14 protein-coding genes are annotated in these 16925 nt (G+C 66.6%); 8 read left to right on the forward strand and 6 right to left on the reverse strand.

What is annotated here, in order from left to right; genetic code table 11:
* The gene (locus TabM4_RS16880) at positions 1–1182 is read left to right on the forward strand and encodes an aromatic amino acid transaminase (RefSeq protein WP_434614981.1); all 1182 of its coding nucleotides are present in this window, start codon (positions 1–3) and stop codon (positions 1180–1182) included.
* Positions 1183–1412: 230 nt separating this feature from the next.
* On the opposite strand, the gene TabM4_RS16885 is transcribed toward TabM4_RS16880, so the two are convergent.
* Entirely contained in the window at positions 1413–2780 is a 1368-nt protein-coding gene (locus TabM4_RS16885) for an ammonium transporter (RefSeq protein ID WP_434614984.1), read from the reverse strand.
* A gap of 28 nt (positions 2781–2808) precedes the next feature.
* Positions 2809–3147, reverse strand: a complete 339-nt coding sequence (locus TabM4_RS16890; RefSeq protein WP_434614986.1) for a P-II family nitrogen regulator — start codon at positions 3145–3147, stop codon at positions 2809–2811.
* Between the two features lie 277 nt (positions 3148–3424).
* Here TabM4_RS16890 and TabM4_RS16895 point away from each other — a divergent pair, with 277 nt between their 5' ends.
* Positions 3425–5656: a transglycosylase domain-containing protein gene (locus TabM4_RS16895; protein ID WP_434614989.1), complete on the forward strand. Its 2232-nt coding sequence runs from the start codon at positions 3425–3427 to the stop codon at positions 5654–5656.
* Positions 5657–5720: 64 nt separating this feature from the next.
* Here the strand turns inward: TabM4_RS16895 and TabM4_RS16900 are convergent, their stop codons facing one another.
* On the reverse strand, positions 5721–6338 hold the full coding sequence (locus TabM4_RS16900) for an MlaC/ttg2D family ABC transporter substrate-binding protein (protein WP_434614991.1): 618 nt from the start codon (positions 6336–6338) through the stop codon (positions 5721–5723).
* Positions 6328–7119, reverse strand: a complete 792-nt coding sequence (locus tag TabM4_RS16905; RefSeq protein WP_434614994.1) for an MlaA family lipoprotein — start codon at positions 7117–7119, stop codon at positions 6328–6330. Before TabM4_RS16905 ends, TabM4_RS16900 begins: the two co-directional genes overlap by 11 nt.
* Before the next feature lie 294 nt (positions 7120–7413).
* Here TabM4_RS16905 and TabM4_RS16910 point away from each other — a divergent pair, with 294 nt between their 5' ends.
* From TabM4_RS16910 to TabM4_RS16935, 6 genes are all read left to right on the forward strand, one after another.
* A complete protein-coding gene (locus TabM4_RS16910) occupies positions 7414–9132 on the forward strand; it encodes a type I secretion system permease/ATPase (RefSeq protein ID WP_434614996.1) in 1719 nt (572 codons plus the stop codon).
* Positions 9129–10430, forward strand: a complete 1302-nt coding sequence (locus TabM4_RS16915; RefSeq protein ID WP_434614999.1) for an HlyD family type I secretion periplasmic adaptor subunit — start codon at positions 9129–9131, stop codon at positions 10428–10430. Before TabM4_RS16910 ends, TabM4_RS16915 begins: the two co-directional genes overlap by 4 nt.
* Before the next feature lie 118 nt (positions 10431–10548).
* A complete protein-coding gene (locus TabM4_RS16920) occupies positions 10549–11010 on the forward strand; it encodes a RidA family protein (protein WP_434615002.1) in 462 nt (153 codons plus the stop codon).
* 6 nt (positions 11011–11016) lie between these two features.
* Positions 11017–11787, forward strand: coding sequence for a glycerophosphodiester phosphodiesterase family protein (locus TabM4_RS16925; RefSeq protein ID WP_434615005.1), 771 nt, complete (start codon positions 11017–11019; stop codon positions 11785–11787).
* A 114-nt stretch (positions 11788–11901) separates the two neighbouring features.
* The gene (locus tag TabM4_RS16930; protein ID WP_434615008.1) at positions 11902–13086 is read left to right on the forward strand and encodes a GNAT family N-acetyltransferase; all 1185 of its coding nucleotides are present in this window, start codon (positions 11902–11904) and stop codon (positions 13084–13086) included.
* Positions 13087–13240: 154 nt separating this feature from the next.
* Positions 13241–13534, forward strand: a complete 294-nt coding sequence (locus TabM4_RS16935; RefSeq protein WP_434615011.1) for a 4a-hydroxytetrahydrobiopterin dehydratase — start codon at positions 13241–13243, stop codon at positions 13532–13534.
* Here TabM4_RS16935 and TabM4_RS16940 read toward each other — a convergent pair.
* Positions 13531–14013, reverse strand: a complete 483-nt coding sequence (locus TabM4_RS16940) for a RidA family protein (protein WP_434615014.1) — start codon at positions 14011–14013, stop codon at positions 13531–13533. The two genes, TabM4_RS16935 and TabM4_RS16940, sit on opposite strands and share 4 nt — an antisense overlap.
* A 64-nt stretch (positions 14014–14077) precedes the next feature.
* Entirely contained in the window at positions 14078–16900 is a 2823-nt protein-coding gene (locus TabM4_RS16945) for an error-prone DNA polymerase (protein WP_434615017.1), read from the reverse strand.
* Between the last annotated feature and the right edge of the window lie 25 nt (positions 16901–16925).

Raw genomic sequence — 16925 nt, forward strand, 5'->3', positions numbered from 1 at the left:
ATGTTCGACCAGCTGAAGGCGCAGCCGCAGGACAAGATCCTGCAACTCATCGCCATGTTCCGCGACGACCCGCGCACGACCAAGATCGACCTCGGCGTCGGCGTCTACAAGGACGCGACGGGCCTGACCCCCGTCATGCGCGCGGTCAAGGCCGCCGAAAAGAAGCTCTGGGAAACCGAGACGACGAAAACCTACACGGGCCTCGCCGGTGAACCCGCCTACAACGCGGCGCTCTCGTCCATGATCCTCGACACCGCCGTCGACACCGCCCGCATCGCCTCCGTCGCCACGCCGGGCGGCACGGGCGCGATCCGTCAGGCGCTGGAACTGATCCGCCTCGCCACGCCCGAGGCCACCGTGTGGCTGTCGAACCCGACATGGCCGAACCATCCCTCCATCATCAAATACCTCGGCATGAAATCCGCCGAATACCGCTACTTCGACGCCGCCACCCGTGGCGTCGATTTCGCCGGGCTGATGGAGGACCTCGCTACCATCAAGGCAGGCGACGTGGTCCTCCTCCACGGCTGCTGCCACAACCCGACCGGCGCGAACCTCGACGCCGCCCAGTGGGATCAGGTCATCGCCCTCCTCTCGGCCAAGGGCGCCATCCCCCTCGTCGACCTCGCCTATCAAGGCTTCGGCGACGGTCTGGAAGACGACGCCGCCGCCACCCGCAAGATCGCGGCCGCCTTCCCCGAAACCCTCATCGCCGCCTCCTGCTCCAAGAACTTCGGCATCTACCGCGAACGCACCGGCATCCTGATCGGCATCGGTGCGGCCGACGGCAAGGGCGTGCTGCAAGGCAACCTCAACTTCCTTAACCGCCAGAACTACAGCTTCCCCCCCGATCACGGCGCGCGGCTGGTGACCATGATCCTCGAAGACGCCACCCTCCGCGCCGACTGGATGGCGGAACTGGAGGAGGTGCGCGTCAACATGCTCACCCTCCGCCAATCCCTCGCCGACGAACTCCGCAAGGCCACCAACTCCGACCGCTTCGACTTCGTCGCCACCCATCGCGGCATGTTCAGCCGTCTGGGCCTGACCGAGGCGCAGGTGAACACCCTGCGCGAAGATCACGGCATCTACATGGTGGGCGACAGCCGCATCAACATCGCGGGCCTCAACGCCCGCACCGTCCCGATCCTCGCCGCCGCCATCGCCCAGGTCGCAGGCTGATTACCTCCGCATAGAAGAATTCTTCTGCGAAGAATTCGGGGGACGATCCTTCACGGAAGGATCGCCCCCCAGATTTTTCGCAGAAAAATCTACCCCCGACCCTGTAACGCAAACAGAAAAACGGCCCGCGGGGGGAGGACCCGCAAGCCGTCTAGTTTCGCTCCGGGGACGGGAGGAGGATGCCCCGGCGCGTCGAAGGCAGGGCCACCGAGGGCGGCCCTGCAGGAGACTCAGTTGTGATAGGCCTGCTCACCATGCGACGCGAGGTCCAGACCCTGACGCTCCGTGTCGTTGTCCACACGCAGGCCGATCGTCATGTCGATCGCCTTGAACAGGACGAAGGACACGATACCCGACCAGACGATGGTGATCAGCACGCCTTCGATCTGCACCCAAAGCTGCATCATCATCGCGTAGTCGTCGCCCTTCACGCCGCCGAAGGCCGCCGCCGAGAAGACGCCCGTCAGCACCGCGCCGACGATCCCGGCCACGCCATGGATGCCGAACACGTCAAGGCTGTCGTCATACTTCAGCTTGTGCTTGACCACCGTCACGAAGAAATAGCTCGCGAAGGTCGCCAGCACGCCCAGCAGGATCGCGCCCATCGGGCCGATCGTGCCGCAGGCGGGGGTCACGGCCACAAGGCCCGTCACCATACCCGAGGCCGCGCCCAGCATCGAGGCCTTGCCCCGCAGCAGGCTTTCCAGCAGGGCCCAGGTCACCGTCGCCGCAGCTGTCGCGATGAAGGTGTTGATCATCGCCAGCGTCGCCCCGCCATTGGCCTCGAGGTTGGAGCCCACGTTGAACCCGAACCAGCCGACCCACAGCATCGACGCGCCGACCATGGTCAGCACCATCGAATGCGGCGCCATGTTGTCCTTGCCATAGCCGACCCGCTTGCCGATCATGATGCAACCGACCAGCGCCGCGATACCGGCGTTGATATGCACCACCGTGCCGCCCGCAAAGTCGATCGCGCCCTTGCCGTACAGGTAACCGTTCGCATCCCAGACCATATGGGCAATCGGGAAGTAGGAGAACGTCCCCCACAGCACCGAAAACACAAGCACCGCGCTGAACTTAACCCGTTCCGCAAAGGCCCCGATGATCAGCGCGGGCGTGATGGCCGCAAAGGTCATCTGGAAGGCGATGAACAGATATTCCGGGATCACGTAGCCGGCCGAGAATGTGGCCGACATGCTATCCGCCGTCACGCCGGACAGGAACATCTTGGCAGTGCCGCCCCACCACGGGCTGGTCGACCCGCCAAAGGCAAAGGAATAGCCATAGATCACCCAGACCAGCATCATGACGCAGGCGATCATCGTCGTCTGCATAAGGATCGACAGCATGTTCTTCGACCGCACAAGGCCGCCATAGAACAGCGCCAGACCCGGAATGGTCATGAACAGGACGAGGACGGTGGACACCATCATCCAGCTCACGTCGCCCTTGTCCATCACCGGAACAACCTCGGCGGCGACTTCAGCCGCGGCTTCGGTCGTCGCTTCGGTCGCTTCCTGCGCCCAGAGGGGCAGCGCGCTCAGGGCAGCGGCGCCAAGCGCCCCAAGACCCGTCAGTTTCGCGAAATGCTTCATGGTTACGATTTCCCCTTCCCAGCGTCTGTCACAGCGCTTCGTCATTGGTCTCGCCCGTGCGCACACGGACGGCGTGCTGGACATCCAGCACGAAGATCTTTCCATCCCCGATCTTGTCGGTCTTGGCCGTCTTCTGGATCGTCTCGACCACCTGCTCGGCAAGGCTGTCGCTGACGACGATCTCCAGCCGGACCTTCGGCACGAAGTTCACGGCGTATTCGGCACCACGGTAGATTTCGGTGTGTCCGGACTGCGAGCCGAAGCCCTTGATCTCGGTCACCATCATGCCCCGAACGCCGATGGTGGTCAGCGCTTCGCGCACCTCCTCCAGCTTGAACGGCTTGATTGCTGCAATGATGAGTTTCACGTCGTTCCCCTTCCATTGGCGGGGGCCCGTTCCGGACCCTTGCCCGCCATGAAGGAGACGCATTCTGCACCCGCACAAGGAAAGGCAGGGGATAACGGGGCCGTGAATCCCGCAAGTTTGCACAATTTTTGCACTTCTGCAGGCAGACGCCTAAATTTTGGGCCATAGACGTAAGCGAATCGTTGCCGATCCGTGAACGCAAAGGCGTCTCCACATTCCCCCGCGCTCGGGATAGATTGCATCAAAGGCAGCACGCGACAGACGGGCAGATCAGGGCATGGCAGTATCAGGCAGCGGGCGCGGTCCCCTTGTGGCGGACCGTCGCCACCCTCAGGCACGGGGCGAACCGGCACGCAGGTCATCCGGCGGTTCCGGGGGCGGATCAGGCCGCGGCACCCCCCCGCGCAAACCCACGGGCAAACCCGGGCGCCCCCCGCGCAAGCGCGGCCCCATCGGGCGGCTGGTCTTCGGCATCCTCGGCTTCTTCTGGCGCATCATCTGGGGCCTGACAAAGACGGTGGGCGTCATCACCGCCACCATCCTTGCCGTGGTCGTCTTCTACTTCTACGCGCAACTCCCCCCGGTCACCGATCTCGTCGATGCCCGCTCGCGCGGCTCCGTCACCTTCCTTGACCACCAGAATCAGGTCTTCGCATGGCGTGGCGAAACCTTCGGCGGCATGATCACCGCCGAAACCGTCTCGCCTTTCCTGCACGATGCCGTGGTCGCCACCGAAGACCGCCGCTTCTACCGCCACTTGGGCATCTCGCCGCGCGGCATCGCCAGCGCAATCCGCATCAACCTCGCCGAAGGGCGCGGTCCCTTCTCGGGCAATGGCGGCTCCACCATCACGCAACAGGTGGCCAAACTCCTCTGCCTTGGCGTCCCCTATGACCCGTCGCAATGGGAATCCGAAGCGGATTACGAAGCCGACTGCCGCCGCGGCAGCATCGCCCGCAAGATCAAGGAAGTGCCCTACGCCATCGCGATGGAGTTGAAATACTCCAAGGAAGAGATCCTCACGATCTACTTCAACCGCGCCTATCTCGGCGCAGGTGCCCGCGGGTTCGAGGCGGCGGCACAGCGCTATTTCGGCAAATCCGCCGCCAACGTGACTGCAGCCGAAGCCGCCATGCTGGCGGGCCTCCTGAAGGCACCCTCCTACTTCGCGCCCACCAACAACATGGATCGGGCCCGCGCCCGCGCCAATGTCATCATCGGCCTGATGGAGGAACAGGGCTACCTGACCGCCGAACAGGCCGCAGATGCCCGCGCCAACCCCGCCCGCCTGTCCCAGGCCGCCGCCTCCCGCTCCGGCGGCTTCTTCGCCGATTGGGTGATGGAAACCGCCCCCGCCTTCCTGACGTCGGAAACCACCGAGGACGTGGTCATCCGCACCACGCTCGACCAACGCCTGCAGAGGGCGGCGGAAGAGGCGCTTGCCTATGTCTTCGAGACCAAGATCAAGGAAGGGTCAAAGGCGCAGGCCGCCATCGTCGTCATGTCCGCCGACGGTGCCGTCCGCGCCATGGTCGGGGGTCGCCGGAACGAAGCGGCAGGCAGTTTCAACCGCGCGACGCAGGCCCTGCGCCAGACAGGTTCCACCTTCAAACCCTTCGCCTATGCCGCGGCCCTCGATCTGGGCTGGTCGCCCGAGGATTTCGTCGAGGACACGCCCCTGACGATCAACATCCCCGGCTCCGGCCCGTGGTCACCCAAGAATTACGACAACGAATTCAAGGGTCTGATCACCCTGACCGAGGCCCTGCGCGAAAGCCGCAACATCCCCGCCGTCAAGGTGTCCGAGGCGGTGGGTCGCGAAAACGTCCGCAAGGTCGCAACGGATTTCGGCATCCGCAGCGACCTCGCCGCCGGGCCCGCCCTCGCGCTCGGGGCCTCCGAATCCACGCTGCTGGAAATGACGGGGGCCTATGCGGGCATCCTCAACGGCGGCTCCTCCGTCACACCCTATGGCATCATCGACCTGCGGCTGCAGGGCGAGGAGGAACCGCTCATCGGCGCCACGGGCGGCATCGGCGAAAGGGTGATCTCAGAACAATCCGCCCGCTATCTGACCTACATGATGAACCAGGTCATCGACCGCGGCACCGGCACCCGCGCCCGCATCGAAGGCTGGCAGGCCGCAGGCAAGACGGGCACCACACAGGCCGCCCGCGATGCATGGTTCGTGGGCTATACCGCCGATTACGTGGCGGGCGTCTGGATGGGCTATGACGACAACACCCCCCTCACCGGCGTCACCGGCGGCGGTCTTCCGGCCGAAATCTGGCATGAGGTGATGGTCCGCGTGCATGACGGCCTGACGCCGAAACCCCTGCCCATGGACATCCCCGAACCACGCCTGCCGCCGCAGCCGAATTTCGGCGACCAGACCTATCAGGTCCCGCAGGCCGACGGCACGCAGGGCAACGCCCCGCAGATGCAGCGCGACCGATCGCAGGAAGACCCGGTCGAATCCCTCCTGCGCGATCTGCTCGGCCTTTACTGAGGCAAAAGCGAAGGCCCCGCCGGACATCCCGACGGGGCCTTTTCCTTAGCCGCAGATGCAGGCGTCAGATCGTCTTCAACTCCGCCACCAGCGCATCGATATCGCCCCGGTTCTTGTCCAACAGCGCGCCGATCTCCGTCCTCTCCGAGGCAAGCATGTTCACTCCCTCGATGATGATGTTGAAGAACAGGTCCTTCCCCGACTTGTCCGACACATGCCAGCGCAGGTCGAAGGGCGCTTCGCCCTGCAGATAGGCGACAGAGATCACCTCGAAATAGCTCTTGATCGGGCGCGCATCCGTCACCTCGATCCGGCCCCCGATGAACTCGCGGAACCGACGCCCGTACTTCCGGCTCAGATAGCCCTGATAGGCCTTGGTGAAGGCCGAAAGCTGCGCGTTGCTCGCCTGCCGCGCCGCCGGACCCAGCGCCGAGCGCGCGATCACCGGCACATCGGCGTATTTCACGAAGACCCGCTCGAAATCCCCGAACATCGCGCTTTCCGATTTGCCCGAGGCGATGATGCGGTTCACATCCGCCACCGCCTTGTCGATCAGCCCGCGCGCATCATCGACGGTCAGGGCCAGCGCCGGCATCGGCAGACCGAAGACCGCCGCCGCCGCAAGGCTGATGGAGGTGAACCCCCGGCGCGTCAGCCGGGCCGAACCGTTGTCATTCCGCATAGGGATCCTCGAAGTCTGAATAGGGGTCCTCGAAACCTGCCTCCGCCCCGGCACCCCCGCCACCAAGCTGGAACCGACGGTTCTGCAAATACAGGAGGCGGGCCTGCGCATAGCTGTCGGCACTCTCATATAGGATCGAATCCACCGTTTCGCCAAAACGCGCCCGATCACTCAACCGCGAGGCCACCTTCGTGCCCGTCGCGTAATAGGATTCGGGGTTGGGCAGCGCCAACCGGACGGGGTTCATCGCCACGTCCACGATGATCCCCACAAAATCGCGATCCGTCGTCGGCCCCACGAAGGGCACCTCGGCATAGGTTCCCTCGCCCACACCCCAGACATGAAGCGTCTCGCCGAAATCGGTCGGGTCGCCCGTCACGCCCATCGCTGTCGCCGGATCGAACAGGCCGGCCAGCCCGATGGTGGAATTGATGGCAAAGCGCAGCGTGTTCTCGGCGGCCTTGCCCAGCCGCGCCTGCATCAGGTTGTTCAGCACATCCCCCGGCGCATCCAGATTGGTGGCAAAATTGGAAACCCCCTGCTCCACGGGCTGGGGCAGGATGGAACTGTAGGTATTCGCCGTGGGCCGCAGGATGGCGCGGTCGACTGAACGGTTGAAGGCATGGACCTCACGGTTCCGCGCCTCGTCCGGGTCGTTGATCCCCGAAGGCACAGCCGCCGGTCCGCATGCAGCCAGCGTGGCCGCCAGAAGCCCCAGCGGGACCGTCATCCGAAGACGGCGAAAAACCGTGCCGCTGATCTTCATGCGCTCGAAATCCATCCTGTCCCAATCCCTTTGCGCCGGACAACCCGCAGGTCCCCTACGCCTGTTCCAGCCATAAGCCCCCGCGTCCTGCCTGACAACCGCCCCGGCGTGTCGCTTTGGTCACGTCTTGCGGAAAGCTGCCGCCTGTTCACATCCGATTTACGCAAGATGGGGCAAATCGGATGCCACATGCCGCCAAGTTCCGCTGGAACCTGCCGGATGGCGTTGTTAGGGTCCTACGGCGGCGCTGCGCTGCGGGTGTGAACGGTGTTCGGGTAAGAGGTTTCGCGGATCATGCGCCAAAAGGGCATGTCGGACGGCGCGCGAGAATTGCGCCGGATTGAGGCGGGGCAAAGGTCGCTCCTGATCGTCGCGGTCGTCTTCTCGCTGGCCGTCAACCTCCTGATGCTTACCAGCCCGCTCTACATGCTGCAGGTCTATGACCGCGTTCTGGGCAGCCAATCCGAAGCCACCCTCGTCGCGCTGACGCTCCTTCTCACCGCGCTCTTCCTCATCATGTCCGTGCTGGACCATTACCGTGGGCGCATCCTCGCCCGCATCGGGGCGCGCATCCAGACCGCGCTCGATGACCGCGCCTTCCATGCGGCCCTCACCCGGCAGACCCTTGCGCCGAACGATCCCGCCGCCCTCGCCGCCCCCCGCGATGTCGAGGCGATCCGCACCTTCTGGTCCTCGCAGGTCGTCACCGCGATGATCGACCTGCCATGGACCCCGGTCTATTTCGCGGCCCTCTTCATCTTCCACCCCCTGCTCGGCTGGCTGGCCATCGCCGGGGCCGCCATCATCTTCCTCATCGCCCTCCTCAACCAGACCCAGACCCGCCACAGCCTGCAGCGCGCCACTCAGGCGGGCCTCCTCGCCGACCGCAGCGCCGACCGCCTGCGCAGCGAATCCGAAACGATCCGCAGCCTTGGCATGACCGGCGCCGCCTTCGCGCGCTGGCAGTCCGACCGCACCGAAGCCCTCGCCGAAGGCCTGCGATCCGCCGATACCGGTGGCCTCTGGTCCACCGCCTCGCGCGGCTTCCGCCTCTATCTGCAATCGGCCATGCTCGGCCTTGCCGCATGGCTGGTTCTGCAGGGCGACCTCACCGCGGGCGCGATGATCGCAGGCTCCATCCTCATGGGCCGCGCCCTGCAACCCATCGAACAGATCGTCTCGCAATGGCCCCTCGTCACCCGCCGGACCGAGGCGCGCGCCCGCCTCACAGACCTGCTCTCCGCCGTCCCCGCCCCGCGCCCCCGCACCCCCCTGCCCCGCCCCGCCGCACGGCTGGAGGTGACGGGCCTCACCCTCCTGCCCCCCGGCGAGGCCATCCCCGTCCTGCGCGGCCTGTCCTTCACCCTCGGCCCCGGTCAGGCGCTCGGCGTCATCGGCCCCTCGGGCGCGGGCAAATCCAGCCTCGCCCGCGCCCTCACCGGCCTGTGGCATCCCAATGCCGGCCATATCCGGCTTGACGGTGCCACCCCCGACCAGTTCGATCCCGATGTCTATGGCCGCCTCATCGGCCACCTGCCGCAGCGGGTCGCCCTCTTCGAAGGCACCATCGCCGAAAACATCGCCCGCCTCGGCCAACCAGACGAGGCCGCGCTGATCGCCGCCGCCCGCACCGCCGCCGCGCATGACATGATCCTGCGCCTGCCGCAGGGCTATGACACCCGGATCGACGCCGCAGGCGGGCGCCTCTCCGGCGGCCAGATGCAGCGCATCGCCCTTGCCCGGGCGCTCTACGGCAACCCGGCCCTCCTCATCCTCGATGAACCCAATTCCAACCTCGACAACGAAGGCTCCCTCGCCGTCAACGCCGCCATCCGCGCCCACAAGGCGGCGGGCGGGGCCGCCCTCGTCATGGCCCACCGCCCCGCCGCCATCCAGGAATGCGACCTCCTCCTCGTTCTTGAAGAGGGGCAGCGCCGCGCCTTCGGCCCGCGCGATCAGGTGCTGCGCGACATGGTCCAGAATGCGGGCGACATCGTCGGCAAACGCGCACCGGGGGGTGTCAGATGACCAAGGAACCCGACCTTTCCGCCAAAAGCGCCATGCGCCGCGGCTTCTTCACGCTCGCCCTCCTCGTGGCAATCCTCGGCGGCTGGGGCATGGCAACGCAACTCGACGGCGCGGTCATCGCCCCCGGTCAGGTGCAGGTGGAAAGCAACCGTCAGGTCGTCCAGCATCCCGATGGCGGCGTCATAGCCCGCATCGCGGTGCGCGAGGGCCAGACGGTCACCGCAGGCGACGAACTCCTCACGCTCGACGGCACGCTCCTTCTGGCCGAACGCGCCATCATCGCCACCCAGCTTTCCGAAACCCGCGCCCGCCGCGCCCGGCTGCAGGCCGAACGCGACGACAGCCCCGAACCCGTCTTCCCGCCCGACCTCCTCAAACTTGCCGAAACCGACCCGCAGGTCGCCGAACAGATCACCGGCCAGCGCCGCCTGTTCGAGGCCCGCCGCGACACGCTCGCCCGCCAGTCCGAACAACTCGCCCGCCGCCGCGCGCAGGTGGATGCCCAGATCGCGGGCATCGACGCCCAATCCGCCGCCCTCGCCACCCAAAACCGCCTGATCGAGGATGAACGGAAGGATCAGCAGACGCTGCTCGACCGCGGCCTTGCCCAATCCGCCCGCGTCCTCGCCCTCACCCGCGAAGCGGCCAGCCTGCAGGGCCGCCTCGGCGAACTTGCCGCCCAGCGCGCACAGGCCGAAGGCCGGATGACCGAGATCGACCTCGAATCCCTCCGCCTCGCCGCCCTCCGCCGCGAAGAGGCCACAGCCGAACTGCGCGAGATCGGCCCCCTCGAACGCGAACTCGCCGAACACCTCGGCGCGCTTTCCGAACGCATCGACCGCCTGACCATCCGCGCGCCCGTCTCGGGCACCGTCCTCGGCCTCGCCGTCACCACCCCCCGCGCCGTGATCCGCCCCGCAGATCCCATCCTCTATCTCGTCCCGCAGGATCGCCCGCTCGTCATCTCCATCCGCATCCCGCCCCTTCATATCGATGAGGTGCATGTCGGCCAACCCGTCCGCCTGATCTTCTCGGCACTCTCCACCCGCAACCTGCCGGACATCATGGGAACCCTCTCCCGCGTCTCCGCCGACGCGCTGTCCGATCCGAACACGGGCGCGCCCTTCTTCCTTGCCGAAGTCACCCTTTCGCCCGAGGCCACCGCCCCCCTTGGCGATCAGCAACTCCTCCCCGGCATGCCGGTGGAGGCCTTCCTTCCCACCGGCAGCCGCAGCCCGATCTCCTACCTCCTCAAACCATTCACCGACTACTTCCTCCACGCCTTCCGCGAAACCTGATCCGCCACGCACCCGCTTTCATCGCGCAAACCGTCGTTTCCCGGCCTTGCCCCTCCCGCCCCCCAAGGCTAGCCTCCGCCCGAACCGCAACGCCCGCCCGCACTGCCCGGAGGACCCCATGTCGCAGATCGAAGCCCGCCTCGCCGAACTCGGCGTCACCTTGCCCGACGCCCCCGCCCCCGCGGCGAATTACGTTCCCTTCGTCGTGGTCGGAAACCTCGTCCATGTCTCGGGCCAGATCAGCCAGACCTCTGCGGGCCTGACCAAGGGCCGCCTCGGCGATGACATGACCGTCGAACAGGGCGCCGAGGCCGCGAAATCCTGCGCCATCTCCCTGCTCGCGCAGGTCAAGAAAGCCTGTGGCGGCGATCTCTCCCGCCTCGTCCGCGCGGTGAAACTGGTGGGCTTCGTCAATTCCACCCCGGATTTCACCGATCAGCCCAAGGTCATCAACGGCGCCTCCGATTTCCTCGTCGCGGCGCTGGGTGATGCCGGTCGCCACGCCCGCTCTGCCGTCTCGGCGGCCTCGCTGCCGCTCGGTGTCGCGGTGGAAATCGAAGGCATCTTCGAAATCCGCTGACCAGCCATGCGCGTGCCCCTGCCCCCCGCCTTCCTGCGCCAGCCCATCGCCCACCGGGCGCTGCATGACATCGCGCAGGGCCGCCCTGAAAACAGCCGCACAGCCATCCGCGCGGCCATCGCCGCAGGCTATGCGATAGAAATCGACCTGCAACTCTCCCGCGACGGCGTGCCCATGGTCTTCCATGATGAAACGCTGGAACGCCTGACGTCCCGCGAAGGCTGGCTCTGCGACCTCACTGCCGGGGAACTGGCGGAAATCCCGCTCACCGGCGGCGATGAAACCATCCCCACGCTGGCCGAAATCCTTTCCCTCGTCGCAGGCCGCGCGCCGCTCCTGATCGAACTCAAGGATCAGACCCTCCGCATGGCCGAAACCGACGGCCGCCTCGAACAGGCCACCGCCGCCGCCCTCGCCACCTATGACGGCCCCGTGGCCGTCATGTCCTTCAACCCCCATTGCATCGCCCGCATGGCGACCCTCGCCCCCGACCTCCCGCGCGGCCTCACCACCTCGGCCTATGATCCCGCCGACTGGGCCCCCCTCGCGCCGGAAATCTGCGACCGCCTCCGCCCCATCCCGGACTACGATCGGACGCAGTCCTCCTTCATCTCCCACGAACATACCGATCTCGCCCGCCCCCGCGTGGCCGACCTCGCCGCGCAGGGCGCCGCCATCCTCTGCTGGACGATCAAATCCCCTGAGGCCGAGGCCGCGGCCCGCCGTATCGCCCAGAACATCACCTTCGAACGCTACGCCGCCGCCCTTCCCGCTTGACGCCCGCCGCAGCCACCCCACCTTCGCGCTGACCGACAGGATCCAGGACCGAAACAGGGGGGTCCGGGGGGCCGGATGGCCCCTCGGCCTTGCCAGAAAGACCGACAGGCGGGCATGACCAGAACCGACCTCCTCGACAGCCTCGACCAGATCGACCCCGACGACTGGGACGCCCTCGCCTGCCCCGAAGCCAAAGATGGCTCCCGCCCCGTCGATCCCTTCACCACCCACCGCTTCCTCGCCGCCCTCGATGCCTCCGGCTCCACCGGCACCGGCACCGGCTGGTCCCCCCGTCCCCTCCTCCTGCGCGACGACACCCGCCTCCTCGCCGCCACACCGCTCTACGTGAAGTCCCATTCGCAGGGCGAATACATCTTCGATCACGGCTGGGCGCAGGCCTATGAACGCGCGGGCGGGCGCTACTACCCGAAACTCCAGATCGCCGTCCCTTTCACCCCCGCCACCGGCCGCCGCTTCCTCGCCGCCCCCGACGCCCCCCATGCCCGCGATGAACTGGTGGAGGCCGCGATCCATCTCGCCCGCTCCAACCGCCTCTCCTCGCTCCACATCACCTTCTGCACCGGGGAAGAGGCCGAAACCTTCGCCCCCCGCCACGGCCTCCTCCACCGCGTCACCCAGCAATTCCACTGGGAGAACCGGGGCTACACCAGTTTCGACGATTTCCTGAACGACCTCTCGTCGCGCAAACGCAAGATGATCCGCAAGGAACGCGACACCGCCCGCGCTTCAGGCCTCACGATCCGCGCGCTGACCGGAGACGACATCCAGCCGCATCACTGGGATGCCTTCTGGCAATTCTACCAAGACACCGGCGCGCGCAAATGGGGCACCCCCTACCTCACCCGCCGCTTCTTCGGCATCGCGCATGAAACCATGCGCCAAGACATGCTCCTCGTCCTTGCCGAACGCGAAGACGGCACCCCCGTCGCAGGCGCGCTCAACTTCATCGGGCGCGACACGCTCTACGGCCGCTACTGGGGCTGCGTCGAAGATCACCCCTGCCTGCATTTCGAACTCTGCTACTATCAGGCCATCGACTGGGCCATCGCCCATGGTCTCGCGCGGGTCGAGGCCGGCGCGCAGGGCGAACACAAACTTGCGCGCGGTTATCTGCCCACCCCGGTCCATTCCCTTCACTACATCACCGATCCGGGCCTGCGTGACGCCGTTGCACAGTATCTGCGCGCTGAACGCCGCGCCGTGGATGAAGAGATCGAAGTCCTCACCGCCTACGGCCCCTTCCGGCGCGTCGCCGCCGAAGACGGATCCCCCGCTTGACCGCCCCGCCAAACAGGATTTTTCTGCGAAAAATCCTGATCCGAATGTTCTTGCGAACATTCGGCACCGCCAGACCCTAGCACCCGAAATTTCGCAGAAATTTCGCCCTCAAGATTTTTCGCAGAAAAATCTTGCCCCCGAAAGGACCGCCGCGATGCCCGACTACCGCCCCGTCACCGAAACCGACCTCGTCCCGCTCACCGCCGCAGGCTGGATGGTCATCGAAGGTGGCCGCGCCATCGCCAAGGTCTTCACCTTCGCCAACTTCATCGAAGCCTTCGGCTTCATGACCCGCGCCGCCCTCTGGGCCGAGAAGTGGAACCACCACCCCGACTGGTCCAACGTCTACAAGACCGTCACCGTGACGCTCACCACGCATGACACCCACGGCCTCACCGACATGGACGTCAAACTCGCCACCAAGATGGACCAGCTCGCCTACGACTAGTCCTCCACCTCCACCGTCGCCCAGGTCTCGAAGCACACGCCCCCGGCCAGCGCCATCACCCCGATGGTCGCGCGCCCGCCCAGTCCCCGCTCACGCCCGAACACTTCCACGAACAGGTCCGACAGGCCGGACGACACCTTGTGGACATCCTCGTATTCCGGCGTGCAGACGACGAAGTTCAGCGTCCGCACGATGCTCTTCACGCGGTCCAGCGACCCGACCGCCTGCCGGATTCCCCCCAGCACGTTCAGCCCCGTCCGCCGCGCCGCCTGATAGCCCTGTTCCGTGGTGACATCCGCCCCCAGCCGCCCCTTATGCGTAATCTCCGTCCCGATCTGCGCCACGTGACCCGACAGGAACAGCAGGCTCCCCACCCGGTGATAGGGCTTCATCGTCCCGTAATCCGCCCCGTAATACCCCATCGCGTCGAAGTCCGGGATATCCAGCCCCATCTCGATCGCCAGCCGCTCCGGTGTCATGCGCCCCTCCTGTCCAAGACACCGCCAGCCTGCCCCGCCCCCTTCCCCCGATCAAGCCGCCACGTCATGCGGCTTCGGGCGTCAGCCACCGCCTGAGCAGCGCCATCGGATGCGCCTTCAGCGTCAGCCTCAGCGACACGTAATCCTCCACCACCTGCTCCCCCAGCGTCATCTCGCGCAGCGCCACCGCAGGCTCCACGATCCCCTCGCCATCCATGTCCCCCGCGAACAGCGGCAAGGGGCTGCCCTCCACCAGCGCCTTCGCCGCCCACAAAGCCTCCCGCCGCGTCACCCCCAGCGACGCAAAACAATCCGCCTCCGCCAACCGCGCCAGCATCCGCGCCCCCAGCCCCGCCCGCCGCCACACATCCTCCACCGCCGCATAGCCATTGCCCCGCGCCGCGACGATCCACTGCGCCTCTTCCTCCACCATCCCCTTCACCTGCCGGAACCCCAGCCGCAGCGCGAGGCCCCCCCGCCCATCCGGCTCCATCACATTGTCCCAATGGCTCGCATTGATGCAGGGCGGGCGCACCACCACCCCATGCTCCCGCGCATCCCGCACGATCTGCGCGGGGGCATAGAACCCCATCGGCTGGCTGTTCAGAAGCGCGCAGGCGAATATCCCAGGATGATGCCGCTTCAACCACGCGCTGGCATAGACCAGCAGCGCGAAAGACGCCGCATGGCTCTCCGGGAACCCGTAACTCCCGAACCCCTCGATCTGCGCGAAACAGCGCGCGGCGAACTCCTCAGCATAGCCATTCGCGGCCATCCCCGCCATGAAGCGGTCCCGGAACTCGCTCACATTCCCATGCTTCTTGAACGTCGCCAGCGACCGCCGCAAACGGTCGGCCTCCGTCGGCGAAAACCCCGCCCCGATGATGGCGATCTGCATCGCCTGTTCCTGAAACAGCGGCACGCCCAGCGTCTTGCCCAGCACCCGCCCCAACTCGTCCGACGGGAAGGTCACCACCTCCTGCCCGTTCCGCCGCCGCAGGAAGGGATGCACCATGTCCCCCTGTATCGGGCCGGGTCGGATGATCGCCACCTGAATGACCAGATCGTAGAAGGTCCGCGGCCGCATCCGCGGCAGGAAATTCATCTGCGCGCGGCTCTCCACCTGAAACACGCCAAGGCTATCCGCCCGGCACAGCATGTCATAGGTCGCAGGGTCCTCCGCCGGCAGGCTCGCCAAGGAATGCCTTACCTGATGATGCCGCTCCATCAGGTCAAAGGCCTTGCGGATACAGGTCAGCATCCCCAAAGCCAGCACATCCACCTTCAATATCCCCAAAGTATCAATGTCATCCTTGTCCCAGCAGATGACCGTCCGATCCTCCATCGTCGCATTCTCAATGGGCACCAACTCATCCAGCCGCCCCTCGGTGATGATGAACCCGCCGACATGCTGGCTCAGATGCCTTGGAAACCCCTGTATCTCGTCGATCAGTTGCATGGTCAGCGCCAGCCGCCTGTCGCCCGGGTCCAGCCCGATCTCCCTCAGCCGCACCTCCGTTATCTGCCCCGGCCCACCCCAGCCCCAGATCTGGCTCGACATCGCCCCCAGCGTGTCCTCGCTCAGGCCCATCGCCCGCCCCACCTCGCGCACCGCGCGCTTGCCGCGATAATGGATCACCGTGGCACACAGCCCCGCGCGGTGCCGCCCGTAACGCGCATAGATGTGCTGGATCACCTCCTCGCGCCGCTCATGCTCGAAATCCACGTCGATATCCGGCGGCTCGTTCCGCGCCTCACTGACAAAGCGCTCGAACACCATCGTCCCGATCTCCGGCGAAACACTCGTCACGCCCAGCGCATAGCAAACCACCGAATTCGCCGCCGACCCCCGCCCCTGACACAGGATCCCCCGCCCCCGCGCGAAATCCACGATATCATGCACCGTCAGGAAATAAGGCTCATACCGCAGCTTCCCGATGAGGCTGAGTTCATGCGCCATCTGCGCCCGCACCCGCTCCGGCGCGCCATCCGGGTATCGCCAGTCCAGCCCCGCCCAGGCCAGCCGCGCCAACCGCTCCGCCGCCGTCTCGCCCCCCGTCACCTCCGACGGGTACTCGTACCGCAACTCGTCCAGAGAAAAGCGCAGGCCGTCAGCCACCTCCCCCGCCCGATGCACCGCCGCCTCATACCCCTGAAACAGCCGCAGCATCTCGGCCTCCGACCGCAACCGCTGCTCGGCATGGGGCAGCGCCCGCCGCCCCAGATCGTCCACCCGCACCCCCAGCCGGATCGCCGTCAGCACATCCGCCATCCGCCGCCGCCACCCGTGATGCATCAGGGGCAAGGCACTGGCCACCGTCAGCACCCCCACCCCCTCCGCCAACCGCTCCAACCGCGCGAACCGCGCCCGATCCTGCCCGTCATAGCGCGGCGCCATCAGCAGGAAGCACCGCCCCCCGAAGGCCGCCACCAACCGCGCCACCACCCCCCGCCAAGCCTCCATCTGCCCCCGCGCGGGCGGATGGACCAGCATCACCATCCCCTCCCCCCATTCCAGCAGATCATCGACCCCCAGATCGCACTCCCCCTTCTCCACCCGCAACCGCCCCAGCGAGATCAACCGGCACAACCGCCCCCACCCCGCCCGATCCACCGGCAGGCAGGTCACCGCAAACCCGCAGCGCAACACGATCCGTGCCGCCGGGATCAACCGCGTCCCCGCCCAGTCCCGCCCCTCCTCCGCCGCCACCCGCGCCAATTCCCGCGCCTTGGCATGGGCCCGCACGATGCCCGCCACGGAATTCACATCCGCCACGGCCACCCCCGCCATCCCCATGTCACAGGCACGCGCCATCACCTCCTCGGGATGCGACGCCCCGTGCAGGAAGGTGAAATTCGACAGGGCCGAGAGTTCGACAAAAGCCATGGGCAGCAGGGGATTCGCGGAGGGC

The sequence above is a fragment of the Tabrizicola sp. M-4 genome (assembly GCF_051132405.1).
In the GTDB taxonomy this organism is placed as follows: Bacteria; Pseudomonadota; Alphaproteobacteria; order Rhodobacterales; family Rhodobacteraceae; genus Paragemmobacter.

What these genes read in the sequence shown, in the direction of transcription:
- TabM4_RS16900 (WP_434614991.1), bottom strand. Translation starts at nt 6,338, where the DNA reads ATGCGGAATGACAACGGTTCGGCCCGGCTGACGCGCCGGGGGTTCACC.
- TabM4_RS16915 (WP_434614999.1), top strand. Translation starts at nt 9,129, where the DNA reads ATGACCAAGGAACCCGACCTTTCCGCCAAAAGCGCCATGCGCCGCGGC.
- TabM4_RS16910 (WP_434614996.1), top strand. Translation starts at nt 7,414, where the DNA reads ATGTCGGACGGCGCGCGAGAATTGCGCCGGATTGAGGCGGGGCAAAGG.
- TabM4_RS16920 (WP_434615002.1), top strand. Translation starts at nt 10,549, where the DNA reads ATGTCGCAGATCGAAGCCCGCCTCGCCGAACTCGGCGTCACCTTGCCC.
- TabM4_RS16905 (WP_434614994.1), bottom strand. Translation starts at nt 7,119, where the DNA reads ATGGATTTCGAGCGCATGAAGATCAGCGGCACGGTTTTTCGCCGTCTT.
- TabM4_RS16895 (WP_434614989.1), top strand. Translation starts at nt 3,425, where the DNA reads ATGGCAGTATCAGGCAGCGGGCGCGGTCCCCTTGTGGCGGACCGTCGC.
- TabM4_RS16945 (WP_434615017.1), bottom strand. Translation starts at nt 16,900, where the DNA reads ATGGCTTTTGTCGAACTCTCGGCCCTGTCGAATTTCACCTTCCTGCAC.
- TabM4_RS16880 (WP_434614981.1), top strand. Translation starts at nt 1, where the DNA reads ATGTTCGACCAGCTGAAGGCGCAGCCGCAGGACAAGATCCTGCAACTC.
- TabM4_RS16925 (WP_434615005.1), top strand. Translation starts at nt 11,017, where the DNA reads ATGCGCGTGCCCCTGCCCCCCGCCTTCCTGCGCCAGCCCATCGCCCAC.
- TabM4_RS16930 (WP_434615008.1), top strand. Translation starts at nt 11,902, where the DNA reads ATGACCAGAACCGACCTCCTCGACAGCCTCGACCAGATCGACCCCGAC.
- TabM4_RS16885 (WP_434614984.1), bottom strand. Translation starts at nt 2,780, where the DNA reads ATGAAGCATTTCGCGAAACTGACGGGTCTTGGGGCGCTTGGCGCCGCT.
- TabM4_RS16935 (WP_434615011.1), top strand. Translation starts at nt 13,241, where the DNA reads ATGCCCGACTACCGCCCCGTCACCGAAACCGACCTCGTCCCGCTCACC.
- TabM4_RS16940 (WP_434615014.1), bottom strand. Translation starts at nt 14,013, where the DNA reads ATGACACCGGAGCGGCTGGCGATCGAGATGGGGCTGGATATCCCGGAC.